The 18,625-nt window shown below is 65.4% G+C and carries 12 protein-coding genes and 1 pseudogene; 12 read left to right on the top strand and 1 reads right to left on the bottom strand.

The window, feature by feature from the left end; genetic code table 11:
- Window positions 1–8: 8 nt before the first annotated feature.
- Window positions 9–1,371 (bottom strand): annotated as a pseudogene (locus tag ACNJX8_RS34295) (IS30 family transposase).
- A gap of 230 nt (window positions 1,372–1,601) precedes the next feature.
- On the opposite strand from ACNJX8_RS34295, the gene ftsW reads away from it, so the two are divergent.
- From ftsW to ligA, 12 genes are all read left to right on the top strand, one after another.
- Window positions 1,602–2,753: a putative lipid II flippase FtsW gene (ftsW, locus tag ACNJX8_RS34290; RefSeq protein WP_439358315.1), complete on the top strand. Its 1,152-nt coding sequence runs from the start codon at window positions 1,602–1,604 to the stop codon at window positions 2,751–2,753.
- Window positions 2,754–2,871: 118 nt separating this feature from the next.
- Window positions 2,872–3,972, top strand: a complete 1,101-nt coding sequence (gene murG / locus ACNJX8_RS34285) for an undecaprenyldiphospho-muramoylpentapeptide beta-N-acetylglucosaminyltransferase (RefSeq protein WP_128936031.1) — start codon at window positions 2,872–2,874, stop codon at window positions 3,970–3,972.
- Window positions 3,973–4,095: 123 nt separating this feature from the next.
- A complete protein-coding gene (murC, locus tag ACNJX8_RS34280) occupies window positions 4,096–5,499 on the top strand; it encodes a UDP-N-acetylmuramate--L-alanine ligase (RefSeq protein WP_249757788.1) in 1,404 nt (467 codons plus the stop codon).
- A gap of 4 nt (window positions 5,500–5,503) precedes the next feature.
- Window positions 5,504–6,421: a UDP-N-acetylmuramate dehydrogenase gene (gene murB, locus ACNJX8_RS34275; RefSeq protein WP_439358314.1), complete on the top strand. Its 918-nt coding sequence runs from the start codon at window positions 5,504–5,506 to the stop codon at window positions 6,419–6,421.
- A gap of 156 nt (window positions 6,422–6,577) precedes the next feature.
- Window positions 6,578–7,564 carry a D-alanine--D-alanine ligase family protein gene (locus ACNJX8_RS34270; RefSeq protein ID WP_249761905.1) on the top strand — a complete coding sequence of 329 codons (987 nt, stop codon included), beginning with the start codon at window positions 6,578–6,580 and terminating at the stop codon, window positions 7,562–7,564.
- A 351-nt stretch (window positions 7,565–7,915) separates the two neighbouring features.
- A complete protein-coding gene (locus ACNJX8_RS34265) occupies window positions 7,916–8,938 on the top strand; it encodes a cell division protein FtsQ/DivIB (protein ID WP_439358313.1) in 1,023 nt (340 codons plus the stop codon).
- On the top strand, window positions 8,935–10,257 hold the full coding sequence (gene ftsA, locus ACNJX8_RS34260; protein WP_439358312.1) for a cell division protein FtsA: 1,323 nt from the start codon (window positions 8,935–8,937) through the stop codon (window positions 10,255–10,257). The genes ACNJX8_RS34265 and ftsA overlap by 4 nt, the downstream gene beginning before the upstream one ends.
- A gap of 90 nt (window positions 10,258–10,347) precedes the next feature.
- Window positions 10,348–12,141, top strand: coding sequence for a cell division protein FtsZ (ftsZ, locus tag ACNJX8_RS34255; protein WP_439358311.1), 1,794 nt, complete (start codon window positions 10,348–10,350; stop codon window positions 12,139–12,141).
- A 361-nt stretch (window positions 12,142–12,502) separates the two neighbouring features.
- Window positions 12,503–13,465, top strand: coding sequence for a UDP-3-O-acyl-N-acetylglucosamine deacetylase (gene lpxC, locus ACNJX8_RS34250; protein WP_128936024.1), 963 nt, complete (start codon window positions 12,503–12,505; stop codon window positions 13,463–13,465).
- A 243-nt stretch (window positions 13,466–13,708) separates the two neighbouring features.
- The gene (locus ACNJX8_RS34245) at window positions 13,709–14,599 is read left to right on the top strand and encodes an outer membrane protein assembly factor BamD (protein WP_439362018.1); all 891 of its coding nucleotides are present in this window, start codon (window positions 13,709–13,711) and stop codon (window positions 14,597–14,599) included.
- A gap of 13 nt (window positions 14,600–14,612) precedes the next feature.
- The gene (gene recN / locus ACNJX8_RS34240; protein WP_128936023.1) at window positions 14,613–16,286 is read left to right on the top strand and encodes a DNA repair protein RecN; all 1,674 of its coding nucleotides are present in this window, start codon (window positions 14,613–14,615) and stop codon (window positions 16,284–16,286) included.
- A gap of 156 nt (window positions 16,287–16,442) precedes the next feature.
- Window positions 16,443–18,596, top strand: a complete 2,154-nt coding sequence (gene ligA / locus ACNJX8_RS34235; protein ID WP_439358310.1) for an NAD-dependent DNA ligase LigA — start codon at window positions 16,443–16,445, stop codon at window positions 18,594–18,596.
- Window positions 18,597–18,625: the final 29 nt, after the last annotated feature.

The raw sequence follows: 18,625 nt of genomic DNA, 5'->3' as shown, positions 1-18,625 counted from the left end.
GGGCGGATTCAACCGCTCGTCGCAACACTCCGTGTATCGCTCACCCGTAACAATTGGTCGAGAGTTTCGGCGGGTGTTTTCCAGCCGAGCGTCTTTCTGGGCCTGGTATTGAGTGCGAGAGCCACGGCCTCGAGGTCCTCGGCATTGTGCATGCTGAGATCGGTCCCTTTTGGAAAGTACTGACGCAGCAACCCATTCGTGTTCTCGTTGGTGCCGCGCTGCCATGGGCTATGAGGGTCGCAGAAGTAGACCTGTACGCCTGCATCGATCCTCAGACGTGCATGCTGTGCCAGCTCGGCTCCTTGATCCCAAGTCAGTGACCGACGCAGTTGCTCTGGCATGGTGACGATTGCGCGGGTGATGGCATCGCGCACGGCCTCAGCCGCCATGTCCGGCGAGTGCTTTCTTCACCCCAGCTTCCTGTTCCTGGCCCGTCATGCGCGGTAGATGCAGCAGAATGGTAAAACGGGTCGTGCGCTCCACCAGAGTGCCGATCGCGGAGCTTCCAAGGCCCATAATGAGGTCACCTTCCCAGTGGCCCGGCACAGCTCGATCGGCGGCCTCCGCCGGACGCTGACTGATCATGATCTCGGAAGGAATAAAGCTTCGGCCTTTACGCGCGCGCGCCCTTGGCATCCGCAACGCCCGCCCGGTGCGCAAGCAGGCCGTCAGTTCGCGACGCAAAGCCCCTCGTCCCTGCACATAAAGCGCCTGATAGATCGCCTCGTGACTGATGCGCATCGTCTCATCCTCGGGGAAGTCGAGCCGAAGTCGCCGCGAAATCTGTTCCGGGCTCCATGCCGTCGCCCAGCGCCGGTTTTGCCGATGTACAGCCCGGCGCCCCTTCCACACCACCTTCGGGCCAGGGAGGGGCTTCCCGTCCGGCTTGGCGATCATACCGGCAAGCCGGTCTTGCACATAATCCCGCAGGGCCGGATTGATTGCCAACTTCGCCAATTTGGGTCGTCGGGCGGATCGATCAGCGCGCCATTGTGCCGTGGTCGCGCGGTACTCTGCAGCGCCGTGGCGACGCGCCACATTGCGTCGGAGCTCACGAGAGATCGTGCATGGCGGCCGATCGAGCTGGCGAGCTATGGCTCGCACCCCATGCCCCTGCGCGCGCAAGATGGCGATCTCCTCACGCTCGGCGAACGAGAGGTAGCGCCCTGATGAGGGTTTTGACGACCGCGACAAATGTGTTGGCGGCATACCGCCCGCCCTCCGGAACCAGCGCACTCCGACCGCCGGCGACACCCCGGCCTCAATCGAAGCATCCTCGCTCGATCGCCCCGAGGCAATCGCGACCCAGAACGGTCTGTAATGCTCTCGCAGGGCCTTCTGAGCACGACCCACCCGCACACAGCTCTCCATCGCAACCTCCTTGCTGGAGTGTTGCGACGAGCGGTTGAATCCGCCCAGTATCCCAGAGACGGTGCTTTAGCCGAGGTGCCGCGGCGTACTGGATGCCCCGCCTTCGCGGGGCATGACAGTGTGTTTTGTGGCGGCAGCGAAGATCATCTGCAAACGCCCCCACTTCCTTAACCCCCCGGTAACCAACCTCGGCGACCAATGGACGGACCTCTGTCCGAAAGCGGCCGCCCATGCTCTCCCGTGAAGAACGCACCCCCTTTTCCGAGTGGTGGTGGACCGTCGACAAGCCGCTGATGGGCGCCATCCTGGCGCTGATGCTGACCGGGGTGATCCTGTCGCTGGCGGCGAGCCCGCCGGTTGCGACCCGTATCGGGCTCGATCCCTTCCATTTCTTCAGCCGCCACGTGATGTTCCTCCTCCCGTCCTGCCTAGTGCTGCTTGGCGTCTCGTTCCTCTCGCCGCGCGCGATCCGCCGCAGCGCGCTGATCATCTTCACGGTCAGCATCATCCTGATCGTGGTGACGCTCGCGATCGGCCCTGAGGTGAAGGGCTCGCGGCGCTGGATCACGCTGCTCGGCGTCAACATCCAGGCCTCCGAGATCGCAAAGCCGTCGTTCGTCGTCATCGCGGCCTGGCTGTTCGCGGAATCGACCAAGCGGCCGGAGATGCCGGCGACCTCGATGGCGCTGGTGCTGCTCTTGATGTTGGTCGCGCTGCTGGTGATGGAGCCGGACTTCGGCCAGACCATGCTGATCCTGATGGTGTGGGGCTCGCTGTTCTTCATCGCAGGGATGCGCATGATCTGGGTGTTCGGCCTTGCGGGTGCCGCCGCGGCCGGCCTGTTCAGTGCCTACCTTTTTGTTCCCCACGTAGCGGGCCGCATCAGGCGCTTCGTGAACCCGGCCTCCGGCGACACCTTCCAGGTCGATACCGCCATGGAAGCCTTCTACAATGGCGGCTGGTTCGGCCTCGGACCGGGCGAGGGCATCGCCAAGCGCAGCCTGCCGGACAGCCACACCGATTTCGTGTTCGCTGTTGCTGCCGAAGAGTTCGGAATCATCCTGTGCCTGGCGATGCTGGCGCTGTTCGCCTTCGTCGTCATCCGCACGCTGTCACGCGCCTATACCAATGAGGACATGTTCTCGCGCTTTGCGGCCTCGGGCCTTGCGATCCTGTTTGGCGTGCAGGCGGCGATCAACATGTCGGTGAACCTGCAGCTCATCCCCGCCAAGGGCATGACGCTGCCGTTCATCTCCTATGGCGGCTCCTCGATCGTGTCGCTGGCCTATGGCGTCGGCATGATGCTGGCGCTGACGCGGCTGCGTCCGCGCACCGAGGTCGAGGCGAGCGGCCGCGCCGAGGCAATGCGGAGTTACGCGTAATTCGTCGTCATTGCGAGGAGTTCTTGCGACGAAGCAATCCAGACTGTCTCCGCGGAGGTAGTCTGGATTGGTTCGCTTCGCTCGCAATGACGAGACAGATCTTGTAAAAGCCTCCGTCATGGACACGTCCCCCCTGATTCTTCTCGCCGCGGGCGGCACCGGCGGCCATCTGTTCCCGGCCGAGGCGCTCGGCGTCGAATTGATCCGGCGCGGCTTTCGCGTCCGCCTCGTCACCGACGAGCGCGCGCTGCGCTATAGCGGGCTGTTCAGCAAGGACATGATCGACGTCGTCTCGAGCGAGACTGCGCGCGGCCGCAATCCGTTCCAGCTTGCCTATGCCGGCCTCACGCTCGCCGTCGGCACGCTCTCTGCCTACGCTCTGATCAAGCGATTGAAGCCTGTCGCTGTCGTCGGTTTCGGCGGCTATCCGACGCTGCCGCCGCTGGTCGCGGCGAAATTCGCCGGCGTGCCCGGGATCATCCACGATGCCAACGCCGTGCTCGGCCGCGCCAACCGGTTCCTGTCGAGCCGTGTCCGCGCCATCGCGACGTCCTTGCCCGGCGTGCTCGACCGCGATCCGGCACTATCGGCTAAGACCACGACCGTCGGCACGCCGATGCGGCCGGCGATCCTCGCGGCCGCTGCGGTAAAATATATCACGCCTGAAGTGAACGGTCCGCTCCGCTTGCTCGTCGTCGGCGGCAGTCAGGGCGCGCGCATCATGGCCGATATCGTGCCGGGCGCGATCGAGCGGCTCGAGCCTGCACTGTGGAGCCGCCTCGTCCTGACCCAGCAGGTGCGCGAAGAGGATATGAGCCGCGTGCGCGCGGTCTACGACAAGCTCAAGATCAGGGTCGAGCTCGCACCCTTCTTCACGGATTTGCCGGCGCGGCTTGCTTCCAACCATCTGGTGGTGTCGCGTTCCGGCGCGGGCACGGTCGCCGAGCTTGCCGCGATCGGGCGGCCCTCGATCCTGGTGCCGCTGCCGGGCTCGATCGACCAGGATCAGTTCGCCAATGCCGGCGTGCTGGTCAAGGTCGATGGCGCCATCCGCATCCCGCAGACCGAGTTCAGCTCGGACCGCCTTGCCGCCGAAATCTCCACCTTCGCCGCCGAGCCGGCGCGTCTTGCCGCCATGGCCGAAGCCGCCCGCGGCGCCGGCCGGCTCGACGCGGCCGAGCGGCTGGCGGATCTCGTGGTCAAAGTCGCGGGAATCTGACGCGAAAAAGCCCTTGTCATCGCCTTCTAAAGCGGGGCATCCAGTAGGAAAGGCGCGCGGCTGATTTGGCCGTGACCTTCGCCAGATGCCGCCTTCGGGGGCGGCGAGGTCAGGGAACAGAGTATGAGACTGCCGCGCGAGATCGGACCCATCCACTTCGTTGGAATCGGCGGAATCGGCATGAGCGGCATCGCTGAGGTGCTGGTCAATCTCGGCTATGCCGTGCAGGGCTCCGACGCCGCCGACAATTACAATCTCGACCGGCTGCGCAAGAAGGGCGCGAAGGTCTCGGTCGGCCACAAGGCGGAGAACGTCGACGGCGCCGAGGTCGTTGTGGTCTCTACCGCGATCAAGCGCGACAATCCGGAATTGATGGCGGCGCGCGAACGGCGCATTCCCGTGGTGCGTCGCGCCGAGATGCTGGCCGAGCTGATGCGGCTGAAGAGCTGCGTCGCGATTGCCGGCACCCACGGCAAGACCACGACGACCACGATGGTCGCAACGTTGCTCGATGCCGGCGGGCTCGATCCGACGGTGATCAACGGCGGCATCATCAACGCCTACGGCTCCAACGCGCGGCTCGGCGCCGGCGACTGGATGGTGGTGGAAGCCGACGAGAGTGACGGTACGTTCCTGAAGCTGCCGACCGATGTCGCGATCGTCACCAATGTCGACCCCGAGCATCTCGATCATTTCAAGACCTTCGATGCCGTGCAGGATGCGTTCCGCCATTTCGTCGAGAATCTGCCGTTCTACGGCTTCGCCGTGATGTGCATCGATCATCCCGTGGTGCAGAGCCTCGTCGGCAAGATCGAGGATCGTCGCATCATCACTTACGGCGAGAATCCGCAGGCGGACGCGCGGCTGGTCGACCTCACGGCGGGCGGCGGTGGCTCGAAGTTCAAGGTCGTCATCCGCGATCGCAAGAGTGGGGCTGTGCACGAGATCGCCGACCTCGCGCTGCCGATGCCGGGCCGGCACAACGCCTCGAATGCGACGGCAGCGATCGCAGTTGCGCACACGCTCGGTGTTTCCGACGACAAGATCCGCGGCGCCATCGCAGGCTTCGGCGGCGTCAAGCGGCGCTTCACCAAGACCGGCGAGTGGAACGGCGTGACCATCATCGACGATTACGGCCACCACCCCGTCGAGATCGCGGCCGTGCTGAAAGCGGCGCGCGATTCCTACACCGGCAAGGTGATCGCCGTGGTGCAGCCGCATCGCTACACGCGCCTGCAATCGCTGTTCGAGGAATTCTGCACCTGCTTCAACGATGCGGACGCGGTGATCGTCGCCGAAGTCTATGCCGCCGGCGAAGTGCCGATCGCGGGCGTCGATCGCGATCATTTCGTCGCGGGCCTGCGCGCCCACGGCCATCGCGAGGTGATCCCGCTGCCGGCGGCTTCGGCGCTCGCGGGCATCGTCAAGGGATTGGCGAAGCCAGGTGATCTCGTCGTGTGCCTGGGGGCCGGCAACATCACGCAATGGGCGTACGCGTTGCCGGACGAATTGAAGGCGCTGGGGTAGGGCGGTGAGCTTCCCCGACATCATCCCTTCGCTCAAAGCCGCGATGCCTGATCTTCGCGGTCGGCTGCTCGCCAACCAGTCGCTCGCCGAGCTCACCTGGTTTCGCGTCGGCGGTCCGGCACAGGTGCTGTTCACCCCGGCTGACGAAGACGATCTCGCCTACTTCCTCGCGCTTCTCGCTCCCGACATCCCGGTCTATGTCGTCGGCGTCGGCTCCAACCTCATCGTGCGCGACGGCGGCATTGCGGGCGTGGTGATTCGTCTCGCACCGCGCGCCTTCGGCGAGACGAGCGCGAGCGGCGATGTCGTCACCGCGGGCGCGGCGGCGCTCGACAAGCGCGTGGCAGAAGTTGCGGTGTCCGCCAATATCGGCGGGCTCGAATTCTATTTCGGCATTCCCGGCACGATCGGCGGCGCGCTGCGCATGAATGCGGGCGCCAATGGCGGGGAGACCAAGGACGTCCTGATCGAGGCGAGGGGCGTCGGGCGCGACGGCGGCAAGCACGTGTTCTCCAACGCCGACATGAAGTTCGTCTACCGCAACAGCGGCGTCGATCCCTCCATCATCTTCACCTCCGCGCGCTTTCGCGGCGAGATCAGGGATAGTGATGCGATCCGCGCGCGCATGGCAGAGGTGCAGACCCATCGCGAGACCGCGCAGCCGATCCGCGAGAAGACCGGCGGCTCGACCTTCAAGAACCCGCCCGGCCATTCCGCCTGGAAGCTGATTGATGCTGCCGGCTGCCGCGGCCTGCGCGTCGGCGGCGCGCAGGTCTCGGAGATGCACTGCAATTTCCTGATCAACACCGGCGACGCCAGCGCGCACGATATCGAGACGCTGGGCGAGACCGTGCGCGAACGGGTGAAGGCCAATTCTGGAGTTGAGCTACACTGGGAAATCAAGCGGATCGGGGTTTCATGAACACCGTCATTCCGGGGCTCGCGAAGCGAGAGCTCCGATGCGCAATTGCGCATCGGAGAATCCATCGGGCGGCGGTGTTCGTGGATGAATTGATTCCGGGCTCGCGACTTCGTCGCGCCCCGGAATGACGAACTGGAGAGATTGCGAACTATGAACATGCGCATCACCATCCTCTTCGGCGGCTCCAACCGCGAACGTCTGGTTTCGGTCGCCTCAGCCCAGGCGCTGCATCAGGCGCTGCCCGAGGCCGATCTGTGGTGGTGGGACGTCGAGGACAAGGTGCATGTCGTGCAGTCGAAACAACTGCTCGAACATGCCCGTCCGTTCGAGGACGAGTTCAAGCCCGGCACGCGTGGCATTCCGCTGGCGCAGGCGCTCGACCAGGCCAAGGCGGAAGGCCGGGTGCTGGTGCTCGGCCTGCATGGCGGGCGCGCCGAGAACGGCGAATTGCAGGTGATGTGCGAGGCGCGCGGCGTGGCCTTCACCGGATCGGGCTCGGCCTCCTCGCATCTCGCCTTTGACAAGATCGCGGCCAAGCACTTCGCTGCGCTCGGCGGCGTGACGCCGCCGGCAAACGTCGCGCTCGACAACATTGACGAGGCTTTCGCCGAATATGGTCGGCTGATCGCAAAGCCGGCGCGGGACGGATCAAGCTACGGCCTTATCTTCGTCAACGCCAAGCAGGATCTCGTCGCCGTCCGCAACGCGGCGAAGCACGAGGAGTACGTCATCGAGCCCTACGTCGCCGGCGTCGAGGCGACCTGCGGCGTGCTGGAGCGCACCGATGGCTCGATCATCGCGCTGCCGCCGATCGAGATCATTCCGGGCGAGGGCAATTTCGACTACGCCGCAAAATATCTTTTGAAGTCGACCCAGGAGATCTGCCCCGGCCGTTTCGCACCCGAGATCACCGCCGCGCTGAAGGAGCAGGCGATGGCGGCGCATCGGGCGATGTCCTGTGTCGGCTATTCCCGCTCGGACTTCATCGTCTCGGACAGGGGCCTCGTTTATCTCGAAACCAACACGCTCCCCGGGCTGACGAACTCTTCGCTCTACCCCAAGGCGCTGAAGGCCGAGGGCATCGCGTTCGTCGACTTCCTGCGTGGCCTGATCGAGCTCGCCGAGCAGCGGGCCCGGAAATAATTAGGACTGGTTAACGGCCGAAAGGCCGAAACGGTCCGATTTGGGGTCCAAAACCGGTAAAATGCCGGATATCGCGGCATAAATGCCAGATATCGCGGGGCAAAAAGCATCCCGCGTTAACGAATTTTACCTTTTGTTTACCAGGACGTCCGAAGGTTAACGCTGGCGGCGCATATGGCGCTTTGGCTGCCGGCGCGTGAGCTGTTTGCGGTGATGTCACCTGCAGCGAACGCTTTGAAGGGGAGAGGTTTTCTTCTGCTGAAGACCAGCACCCGGCCCGGCAAGTCCGAGACGTCATGTTCGCCAGGACCCGCGCGATGTCGCGGCCAAACTTGTTGACGAGCTCGTGCAATGGATGGTGCAGGAAGCCTCACCCGGTCGTTTCTGAGATCGCTGAGGCCCCAAGCTGACCTGAAGGCGGCCGCTATCGGAGCGGTCGTGCTTCTGCGCGAGTGGGTGCAGGACAAGCGCGCCGAGGCGCGCGCCGCCGCCAAGGACAAGGCCAAGACCAAGGCCAGGGCCGTCGTCGAGCGCGAACCACCGCCGCGCATGGTCGCGCTGGTCGAGCGCTATCTGCCGCGCCGGGTCGGGATCAGCATGACCGTGCTGCTCCTGATCGGAAGCTGCGGCTTCGGCATCGTCAAGGGCGGCCATCTCCAGGATTTCATCACCGCGGTCAACGACGCCCGCAATGCGCTGGCCAATTCCGCCGGCTTCCGCATCACCTCCGTCGTGATCAACGGCCGCAAGCAGCTCACCCAGGACGAGATCCTCGCGATCGGCGGCGTCAGCGGCCGCTCCTCGCTGCTGTTCCTCGACGCCGACGCGGTGCGCGACAAGCTCAAGGCCAATCCCTGGATTGCGGACGCGACCGTGCTGAAACTCTATCCGGGCCAGCTTATGATCGAGCTCACCGAGCGCAAGGCATTCGCGCTGTGGCAGGAGGCCGGCCGGCTCTCCGTCATCGCCGATGACGGTGCCGTGCTCGAACCCTATGTCTCCCGCCGCTTCCTGTCGTTGCCGCTCGTGGTCGGCAAGGGCGCCGACACCCAGGCCCGCGATTTCCTCGCCCTGCTGGCGCGTTACCCGCAGGTCAATTCGGTGACGAAGGCCGCGATCTTCGTCGGCGTGCGGCGCTGGAACCTGAGGCTCAAGGACGGCCTCGACATCCGCCTGCCCGAGCAGGATGTCGGCAACGCCCTTGCGATGCTGTCCAAGCTCGACAAGGACGATAGGCTGTTCTCCCGCGACATCGTCGCCGTCGACATGCGCCTGCCCGATCGTCTGGTGGTGCAGCTGTCCGACGACGCCGCCAAGGCGCGCGAGGAGCAGTTCAAGGACAAGAAGAAAAAGAAGGCCGGGGATTCCGCATGACCGGTCTCGATCGCACCCAGACGCCGAAGACACGCCCGATGCCGCACAAGCGCGGCGGCATCGTCGCCTGCCTCGATATCGGCACCAGCAAGATCGCCTGCATGATCGCGCGGCTGAAGCCGTCGCCGCCGAGCGATGCGTTGCGCGGCCGCACCCACGCGGTGGAATTGATCGGCTACAGCCAGATCCAGTCGCGCGGCATGAAGGCCGGCGCGGTGATCGATCTTACCGAATGCGAGCAGGCGGTGCGCCAGGCCGTCGGGCTCGCGGAGAAGATGGCCAAGGTGCGGGTCGAGTCCGTGCTGCTGTCCGTGTCCGGTGGCCGGCTCTCCGGCCAGCTGGTCGAGGCCGCCGCCGACATCCGCGGCGGCGCCGTGACTCAGGCGGACGTCAGCCGCGTCACCTCCACCGGCATGCGCCATGCTACCGGCGAAGGCCGCACCGTGCTGCACGCCCTGCCGGTCGGCTACACGCTCGATGGTGTCAAAGGCATCCGCGATCCCCGCGGCATGGTTGCGCACCAGTTCGGCGTCGACATGAACGTCGTCACCTGCGACGCCACCGTGGCACGGAACCTGATGCTGGCGGTGGAACGCTGCCACATCAATGTCGAAGCGATGGCAGCGAGCCCCTATGTGGCCGGCCTGTCGGTGCTGACCGACGACGAGGCCGATCTCGGCGCCGCCGTCGTCGAGATGGGTGCCGGCACCACCACGATCGCGGTCTATTCCGGCGGCCGTTTCGTGCATGCGGCCGGTTTTGCGGTCGGCGGGCAACACATCACGATGGATCTCGCGCGCGGACTCTCCGCGACCATTGCCGATGCCGAGCGAATCAAGACTTTATATGGGACCGTCATCACCGGCGGATCGGACTCGCGTGAGCTGATGTCTGTGCCGACAGCCGGTGACGAGCAGGATCTGCCGCAGATCGTCTCCCGCGCCACTATCGCGAACATCGTCAAGCACCGTGCCGAGGAAGTCTTCGAAATGGTTCGGGACAAACTGAAGGATTCGCCCTTCGCCTCAGAGCCCAACGGCCGCGTCGTGCTCTCGGGCGGCGCCTCGCAGCTGACCGGCCTCGTCGAGCTCGGCACCCAGATTCTCGGCCGGCCCGTGCGGGTCGGACGTCCGCTCGGTTTCGGCCGGCTGCCCAACGAGGCGAAGAACGCCGCGTTCGCGGTGCCGGCCGGACTTCTCGTCTACCCGCAATATGTTCACCTCGAACATGTCGAACCGCGGCATGCGCGGCAGCAGGTCAAGACAGGGACCGGCGGATATTTTGGAAGGGTCGGACGATGGCTACGCGAGGGCTTCTGATGACCGCTTTCCGCAATTGTCGATTTTCACCAACTCCCGCGGCCACCGGCCGGGGCGAACCCACGCGCGCGTGATCGAGAGGCAGCAACCATGACCATCAGCATCAATGTTCCTGATATTCACGAACTGAAGCCCCGGATCACCGTGTTCGGCGTCGGCGGCGCCGGCGGCAACGCCGTCAACAACATGATCACCGCGGGCCTCCAGGGCGTCGACTTCGTGGTCGCCAACACCGACGCGCAGGCGCTGACGATGTCGAAGGCGCAGCGCATCGTGCAGATGGGCACAGCGGTCACCCAAGGCCTCGGCGCCGGCTCGCAGCCGAATGTCGGCGCCGCGGCGGCGGAAGAGGTGATCGACGAGCTGCGCGACCATCTCTCCGGCGCCAACATGGTGTTCGTCACCGCCGGCATGGGCGGCGGCACCGGCACCGGCGCTGCACCCGTCATCGCCAAGACGGCGCGCGACATGGGCATCCTCACCGTCGGCGTCGTCACCAAGCCGTTCCACTTCGAGGGCGGCCGGCGCATGCGCACCGCTGAAGCCGGCATCAACGAGCTTCACAAGGTGGTCGACACCCTCCTGATCATCCCGAACCAGAACCTGTTCCGGGTCGCCAACGAGAAGACCACCTTCGCCGACGCCTTCGCGATGGCCGACCAGGTGCTCTATTCGGGCGTTGCCTGCATCACCGACCTGATGGTCAAGGAAGGCCTGATCAATCTCGACTTCGCCGACGTCCGCGCCGTCATGCGTGAGATGGGCAAGGCGATGATGGGCACCGGCGAAGCCTCCGGCGACAAGCGCGCGCTGACCGCCGCGGAAGCTGCGATCGCCAATCCGCTGATCGACGATAGCTCGATGAAGGGCGCCAAGGGCCTCCTCATTTCCATCACCGGCGGCAAGGACCTCACTTTGTTCGAGGTCGACGAAGCCGCGACCCGCATCCGCGAGGAAGTCGACCAGGACGCCAACATCATCGTCGGCGCGACCTTCGACGAAGCCCTCGACGGCCTGATCCGCGTCTCGGTCGTTGCCACCGGCATCGAGCAGGCCGCGATCGCCCGCAACAGCCAGGCGACCTCCGCTCCCGTCGCGAACCCGGCACCGCAGGCGCAGCAGGCTGCCGCTCCGGCCGCTGCTGCCGAGAGCCGTCTCGCCGACCTGACCGCGCGGCTCCGTGCCGACAATCAGCGTCTGGCCGAACGCGCCCAGAAGCTGGAGGGGCAGGTCCCGGCGGCCGCGCCGGCTCCGGCCGCTGCCGCGCCCCGTCCGAATGTCGAGCGTGCTGCGCTCGCCGCCATCGCCGCCGCCGTCGCGGACGTCCCGCAGGCGCCCGCGCCGATGCAGACCTACGGCGACGTCACCGTGCGCCCGATCGCGCAGAAGCCGACCCTGTTCCCGGAGCCCGAGCAGGCCCCGCTCGCCATGCAGGAGCCGATGACGCCGGAAACCTTCATCCCGCCGCAGGCCGAGCGTGCACCGGTCCGTGCGCCGCGGATGCCACGCATCGAGGAACTGCCGATGCCGGCCCAGGCCGAGCTTCGTCAGGCCCGCGGCGAGGTCGAGGAAGAGACCCCGCAGAAGACCCGCCTGTCGCTGCTCCAGCGTCTCGCCAATGTCGGCCTCGGCCGTCGCGACGAGGAGAGCGAAGCGCCGATCGCCGCCCGCACCGCCGGTCCCGCGATGCCGCCGCTGCCCGATCGCCGGCCGCAGAAGACCGTGGCGCAGCAGATCGCGGCCAGCGAGCCGGTATCGGAGTATGCCCGCCGGCCCGCGCCGCAGGGCCTGGACATGCATGGCCGCCCCGCGCCTGTTGCGCCGGCGCCACAGGGAGACGACCATCTTGATATCCCGGCCTTCCTACGGCGGCAGGCGACCTGAGGATTGTTACAATAAGGCAGGCGAAAAAAGGTCCCGGCAATAAGCTTGCCGGGACCTTTCCTTTGGTCCCGTGCATATCCGGATTGCACAGCCAAGCAACTGATTTTAAATGATTAATTACGCATTCGGTGGTTCAGTAAAACTGCCGGTGACGACCCCAAACCTCGGCGCAATTTGGTTAAGCCTTGGCGCGAATACGGCAGGTTTGGGGTAACAATCGGTAAAAAAGCGTGAGTTGGCGCTGTTTGGGGCAGTCACTATGGTTTGCGGTGACTTGGGGATACGGATTCGCGGGACGACGGCACTGACCGGCCAGGCGGGTCTCGTATAAGTCGCAGTGGTCGTAGTGGGGCGGTTCCTGATGAAATTTAGCCGGCAAACAACGCTTCGTGCGCAAGCCTCCGTGGCAGGCGTAGGCGTTCATTCCGGTCTTCCCGTCACTCTCACGCTTGGGCCTGCGCCTGTCGACGCAGGTTTTATTTTTGTCCGCACCGGGCTCGAGGGAAGTGACCGCGAAGTTCAGGCTACCGCCGAGCAGGTGATTGCGACCGACTTCGCCACCGTCCTCGGCGATCGCGACGGCCCGCTGGTCTCCACCGCCGAGCACGTGCTCGCTGCACTGCGGGGCATGGGTGTCGACAACGCCACGATCGAGATCGACGGGCCCGAAGTGCCGATCATGGACGGCAGCGCCGCCGCCTTCATTGCGGCGATCGACCAGGCCGGCATCGTCACCCAATCGGCCCAACGCCGCTTCATTCAGGTTTTGAAGCCGATCTCGGTCAAGATCGGCGATTCCTTCGGCGAGATCAGGCCCTATGCCAATGGGTTCCGCGCTGAGGTCGAAATCGACTTCACCAACCCCGTCATCGGCCAGCAGAGCTATGCCTTCGACCTCAGCGCCGAGCGTTTCCGCCGCGAAGTCGGCCGCGCCCGGACTTTCGGCCTGATGGGCGATGTCGCGCGGCTCTGGAGCGCGGGTTATGCCCTCGGTGCCTCCTTCGACAACACCGTCGTGTTCGACGATGAGCGGCTGCTCAACACTGAGGGCCTGCGCTACGCCGACGAATGTGCCCGCCACAAGGTGCTGGACGTGATCGGCGACCTCGCGCTGGCCGGCCTGCCGCTGCTTGGCGCTTACCGCTCGGTGCGTGGCGGCCACAAGCTCAACCACGCCGTCCTGACCGCGCTGCTGGCCGACCGTACCGCTTGGCGGGTGGTCGAGGGCGAAGCGGCCCGCCGCACCACGCGTCCCCAGGGCGACGTTGGTCGCGGCATCGTCGGTGGCCGGATCGCTGCGGCCTACGGGCCGGACGTGTCCTGACGGACCTGTTGTCGCAGGTACGGGTTGCAACTGACCCCGGGAAATTCCTGGTAACCATGATCGACTAGCATTGCGGCAGTTTCGCCTTAATCCGGGCGAAATGCCTGCCTATCCGGTTCGTTAAAGATCGTTTTTCGGATAGATCGGCGTGGTCGCATGGCAGGCACCACGGTCACATTTCGCGCCCATGACGGGGTTCATGGGCTGGCGGGCACCGCATCACAGGGCGTCAAGGCAAAACTCATGTCGGCACAGCGTATGACGCGCGGATATCTCCCGAACTCGTCTCGAGCCCGCGGTCTGCTTCACGCCGTCACCTTCATCCTGCTCGCGCTGCCGCTAGCCGGCTGTGGCACCGGCTCGCTCTGGGACAAGTTCACCGCCAAGGACGACACCTTCGTCGAGGAGCCCGCCGACAAGATCTACAATGAGGGCCTGTACCTCATGAACGAGAAGAAGGACATGAAGGCGGCGAACAAGAAGTTCGAAGAGGTCGACCGCCAGCATCCTTATTCCGACTGGGCCCGCAAATCGCTGCTGATGTCTGCCTATGCGTCCTACCAGGGCGGCGACTATGACGGCTGCATCGGCGCCGCCACTCGCTATGTCACGCTGCATCCCGGCAGCCCGGATGCGGCCTATGCGCAATACCTGATCGCTGCCTCGCATTACGACCAGATCCCGGACACCAGCCGCGACCAGGCCCGCACCGAGAAGGCGATCGCCGCGCTAGAAGAGGTGGTGCGCAAATATCCGAACTCGGAATATGCCACCTCGGCCAAGGCCAAGATCGAGGGCGCGCGCGACCAGCTCGCCGGCAAGGAAATGAATGTCGGCCGCTACTACGCGCAGAAGCGCGACTACACGGCGGCGATCAACCGCTACAAGACCGTCGTCACGCAGTACCAGACCACCCGCCATGTCGAGGAAGCGCTGTTCCGGCTCACCGAGGCCTATATGGCGATCGGTATCGTCGGCGAAGCGCAGACCGCGGCGGCCGTGCTCGGGCACAATTTTCCTGACAGCCGCTGGTACAAGGACGCCTATAATCTTGTAAAATCGGGCGGTCTCGAACCGAGCGAGAATCAGGGGTCTTGGATCAGCCGGACCTTCAAGAAGATGGGTCTCGGCTAGGAAATTTGGTTCCATGCTGGCGCGTCTGTCGATCCGTGACATCGTCCTGATCGAACGGCTCGATATCGAATTCGCCACCGGTCTTGCGGTTTTGACCGGCGAGACCGGTGCGGGCAAATCCATCCTGCTCGATGCCTTTGCGCTGGCGCTCGGCGGCCGCGGCGATGCCGGCCTCGTGCGCCACGGCGCGGAGCAGGGGCAGGTCACCGCCATGTTCGATGTCCCCAAAAATCACCCCGCGACGAAGATCCTGGCCGAGAACGGCCTGGACGACACGGGTGAGATGATTCTCCGCCGCGTGCAACTCGCCGACGGCCGCACCCGCGCCTTCATCAACGACCAATCGATCAGCGTGCAGACGCTGAAGGCGGTCGGCGCCGCCCTGGTCGAGATCCATGGCCAGCACGATGAGCGCGCGCTGGTCGATGCCGCCACCCACCGCCGCCTGCTCGACGCCTTTGCCGGCCTCGAAAAGGACGTCGCCGCCGTGGAAGCGCTCTGGGACGCCCGCCGCACCGCCAATACCGAGCTTGAGGAGCATCGCGCCGGCATGGAGCGCGCCGCGCGCGAGGCCGATTATCTGCGTCATGCCTCCGACGAGCTGAAGCAGCTCGCGCCCAAGGACGGCGAAGAGACCTCGCTGGCTTCGCGCCGCACCACCATGATGCAGGGCGAGAAGATCGCTTCCGATTTGCGCGAGGCGCAGGAGGCGGTTGGCGGCAATCATTCGCCGGTCGCGGCGCTGTCGGCCGCAGTGCGCCGGCTGGAACGGCGCGGCGTCAACTCGCCGGCGCTGGTCGAGCCGGCGGTGAAGGCGATCGACGCCGCGATCAACGCGCTGGAGGAAGCCGACCAGCATCTCCAGGCGGCCCTGGCCGCAACCGATTTCGATCCCGCCGAGCTCGAACGCATCGAGGAGCGGCTTTTTGCTTTGCGTGCGGCGTCTCGCAAATATTCGACGCCGGTGGATGGCCTCGCCGCGCTGGCCGCCAAATATGCCGCCGACGTCGTGCTGATCGATGCCGGCGCCTCGCGGCTGAAGAAGCTGGAGCAGGCCGCGATCGAGGCAGATAGCCGCTATGCGGCCGCCGCCAAGAAATTGTCGCTGGCGCGGCAGAAATCGGCGGAGAAGCTCAACAAGGCCGTCAACGCCGAGCTCGCCCCGCTCAAGCTCGAACGCGCAAAATTCATGACCCAGGTCGAGACAGACGAGGCCGCGCCGGGGCCGCAGGGTTTCGATCGCGTCGAGTTCTGGGTGCAGACCAACCCGGGTACCAAGCCGGGGCCCATGATGAAGGTCGCCTCCGGCGGCGAGCTCTCACGCTTCCTGCTGGCCCTCAAGGTCGTGCTGTCCGACCGCGGCTCGGCGCCGACCCTGGTGTTCGACGAGATCGACACCGGCGTCGGCGGTGCGGTCGCCGATGCCATCGGCGGGCGCCTGGCGCGGCTCGCCGGCAAGGTGCAGGTGATGGCCGTGACCCACGCCCCGCAGGTCGCCGCCCGCGCCGACCAGCACCTCTTGATCTCCAAGGACGCCCTTGACAAGGGCAAGCGTGTCGCCACCCGCGTCAATGCACTGGCCGCCGACCACCGCCGCGAGGAGATCGCGCGGATGCTGGCGGGTGCCGAGATCACGGCGGAAGCGAGAGCGGCCGCAGAACGGCTGCTCAAGGCGGCGACGGCTTGACGCTCTCTTGTCCCGGCCGAAGAGCCGGGACCCAACAGAATGCCGCGCATGGGCCCCGGCTCTGTAGCGCACCGCCGAAGAAGCGCTGCGCTGCGTCCGGGGCACGCAATCGTAACCACCTTTACCCTCCCGCCCGCTCCGTCGTATCCAAGCACCATGGCCAGAGCAGCAAAATCCAAAGCAACACCGCCTCGCGACGTCGCCGATCTCACTCAGGCGCAGGCTAAGGTCGAGCACAAGCGGCTGGCGCTCGAGATCGAGGGGCACAACGAGCGCTACTATCAAGAGGACGCGCCCACCATCACCGACGCCGAATATGATGCGTTGCGGCAGCGCCTCAACGCCATCGAAAAGCGCTTTCCGGAGTTCGTCAGCGCGGAGTCGCCGTCGCAGAAGGTCGGCGCGGCGCCGTCGGGCCGCTTCAGGAAGGTCCGGCACGCCCTCCCGATGCTGTCGCTCGACAACGCCTTTGCCGAAGAGGACGTGCGCGACTTCGTGGGCCGCATCGCGCGCTTCCTCAAGCTCGGCGACGATCAGGTCAATTTCTCCGCCGAACCCAAGATCGACGGTCTGTCGATGTCGCTGCGCTATGAGGGCGGTGAACTCATCACGGCCGCGACGCGCGGCGACGGCGCGGTAGGCGAGGATGTCACCGCCAACATCCGCACGCTCGAAGACGTGCCGCAGAAGCTGAAGGGCCGCAACGTCCCCGATATCTGCGAGGTGCGCGGCGAGGTCTACATGACCAAGAGGGCGTTTCTGGCGCTGAACGAGCGACAGAAAGCCGAAGGCGGCACCATCTTCGCCAATCCGCGCAACTCGGCCGCAGGTTCTTTGCGGCAGAAGGATCCGACCATCACCGCCTCGCGCCCCCTCGGTTTCTTTGCCTATGCCTGGGGCGAGATGAGCGCGATGCCCGAGGGCACGCAGAGCGGCATGATCGGCTGGTTCGAGCGTTGCGGCTTCAAGACCAATCCGCTGACCAAGCTGTGTCACTCGATCGAGGAGCTGCTCGCGTTCCATCACTCGATCGAAGAGCAGCGCGCAAGACTCGACTACGACATCGACGGCGTCGTCTACAAGGTCGACCGGATCGACTGGCAGGAGCGGCTCGGCTTCGTCTCGCGCACGCCGCGCTGGGGCATCGCGCACAAATTCCCGGCCGAGCGCGCCATGACGGTGCTGCGCGACATCGAAATCCAGGTCGGCCGCACCGGCTCGTTCACGCCGGTCGGCAAGCTCGAACCGGTCGGCGTCGGGGGCGTGATCGTGCAGAACGTCACGCTGCACAATGAGGACTACATCAAGGGCATCGGCAACAAGGGCGAGGTGCTGCGCGAGGGCCGCGACATCCGCATCGGCGACACGGTGGTGATTCAGCGCGCCGGCGACGTCATCCCGCAGGTGGTCGACGTCGTCCTCGACAAGCGGCCGAAGACCGCCAAGGAATTTCACTTTCCGAAGAAGTGCCCGTGTCCGCTGCACACCGACGTCACGCGTGAGGAGACGGCGACCGGCGAGGAGGGCTCGCGCGCCCGCTGCACCGGCGAGTTCGCCTGCCCCTATCAGAAGATCGAGCATCTCAAGCTGTTCGTCTCGCGCCGCGCCTTCGACATCGACGGATTGGGGGAGAAGCAGCTCCAGTATTTCTTCGATGAGGGATGGGTGAAGGAGCCTGCCGACATCTTCACGCTGGAGAAGCGCAACTCAAAACTCAAGCTCGAACAGATCGAGGGCTACGGCGCAACGTCAGTGCGAAATCTCTTCGGCGCCATCGAGAGCCGGCGGAAAATCGCGCTGGAGCGCTTCGTCTATGCGCTCGGCATGCGCCATGTCGGCGAGACCACGGCGCTGGCCCTCGCACGCGGCTACGGCTCGTGGGATGCCTTTCACGATGCCTGCCTCAAGGTTGCCAAGGGCGACGAGGAGGCGATGGCGGACATGGACGCGCTCGACCAGATTGGCGACACCGTCATCAAGAGCATCGCCGACTATTTCGGCGAGAGCCACAATCGCGGCATCGTCGAGCGGTTGACCAAGGAAGTCGAGATCGTCGACGCCGAGAAGCCGAAGAGAAATTCGGCCGTCGCCGGCAAGACCGTGGTGTTCACCGGCTCGCTGGAGAAGATGACGCGGGACGAGGCCAAGGCAACCGCGGAGCGGCTCGGCGCCAAGGTGTCGGGCTCGGTGTCGAAGAAGACCGATCTCGTCGTGGCCGGCCCCGGCGCCGGCTCGAAACTCGCCGAAGCCAACAAGCACGGCGTGAAGGTACTGACCGAGGACGAGTGGCTGAAGCTGATCGGGGAGTGAGATTTTTCGTCATTGCGAGCGAAGCGAAG

The sequence above is a fragment of the Bradyrhizobium sp. SPXBL-04 genome, from assembly GCF_051853035.1.
GTDB lineage: Bacteria > Pseudomonadota > Alphaproteobacteria > Rhizobiales > Xanthobacteraceae > Bradyrhizobium > Bradyrhizobium zhanjiangense.
Note: the sequence above shows the minus strand (reverse complement) of the source record. Positions and strands in the feature narration are given on the sequence as shown.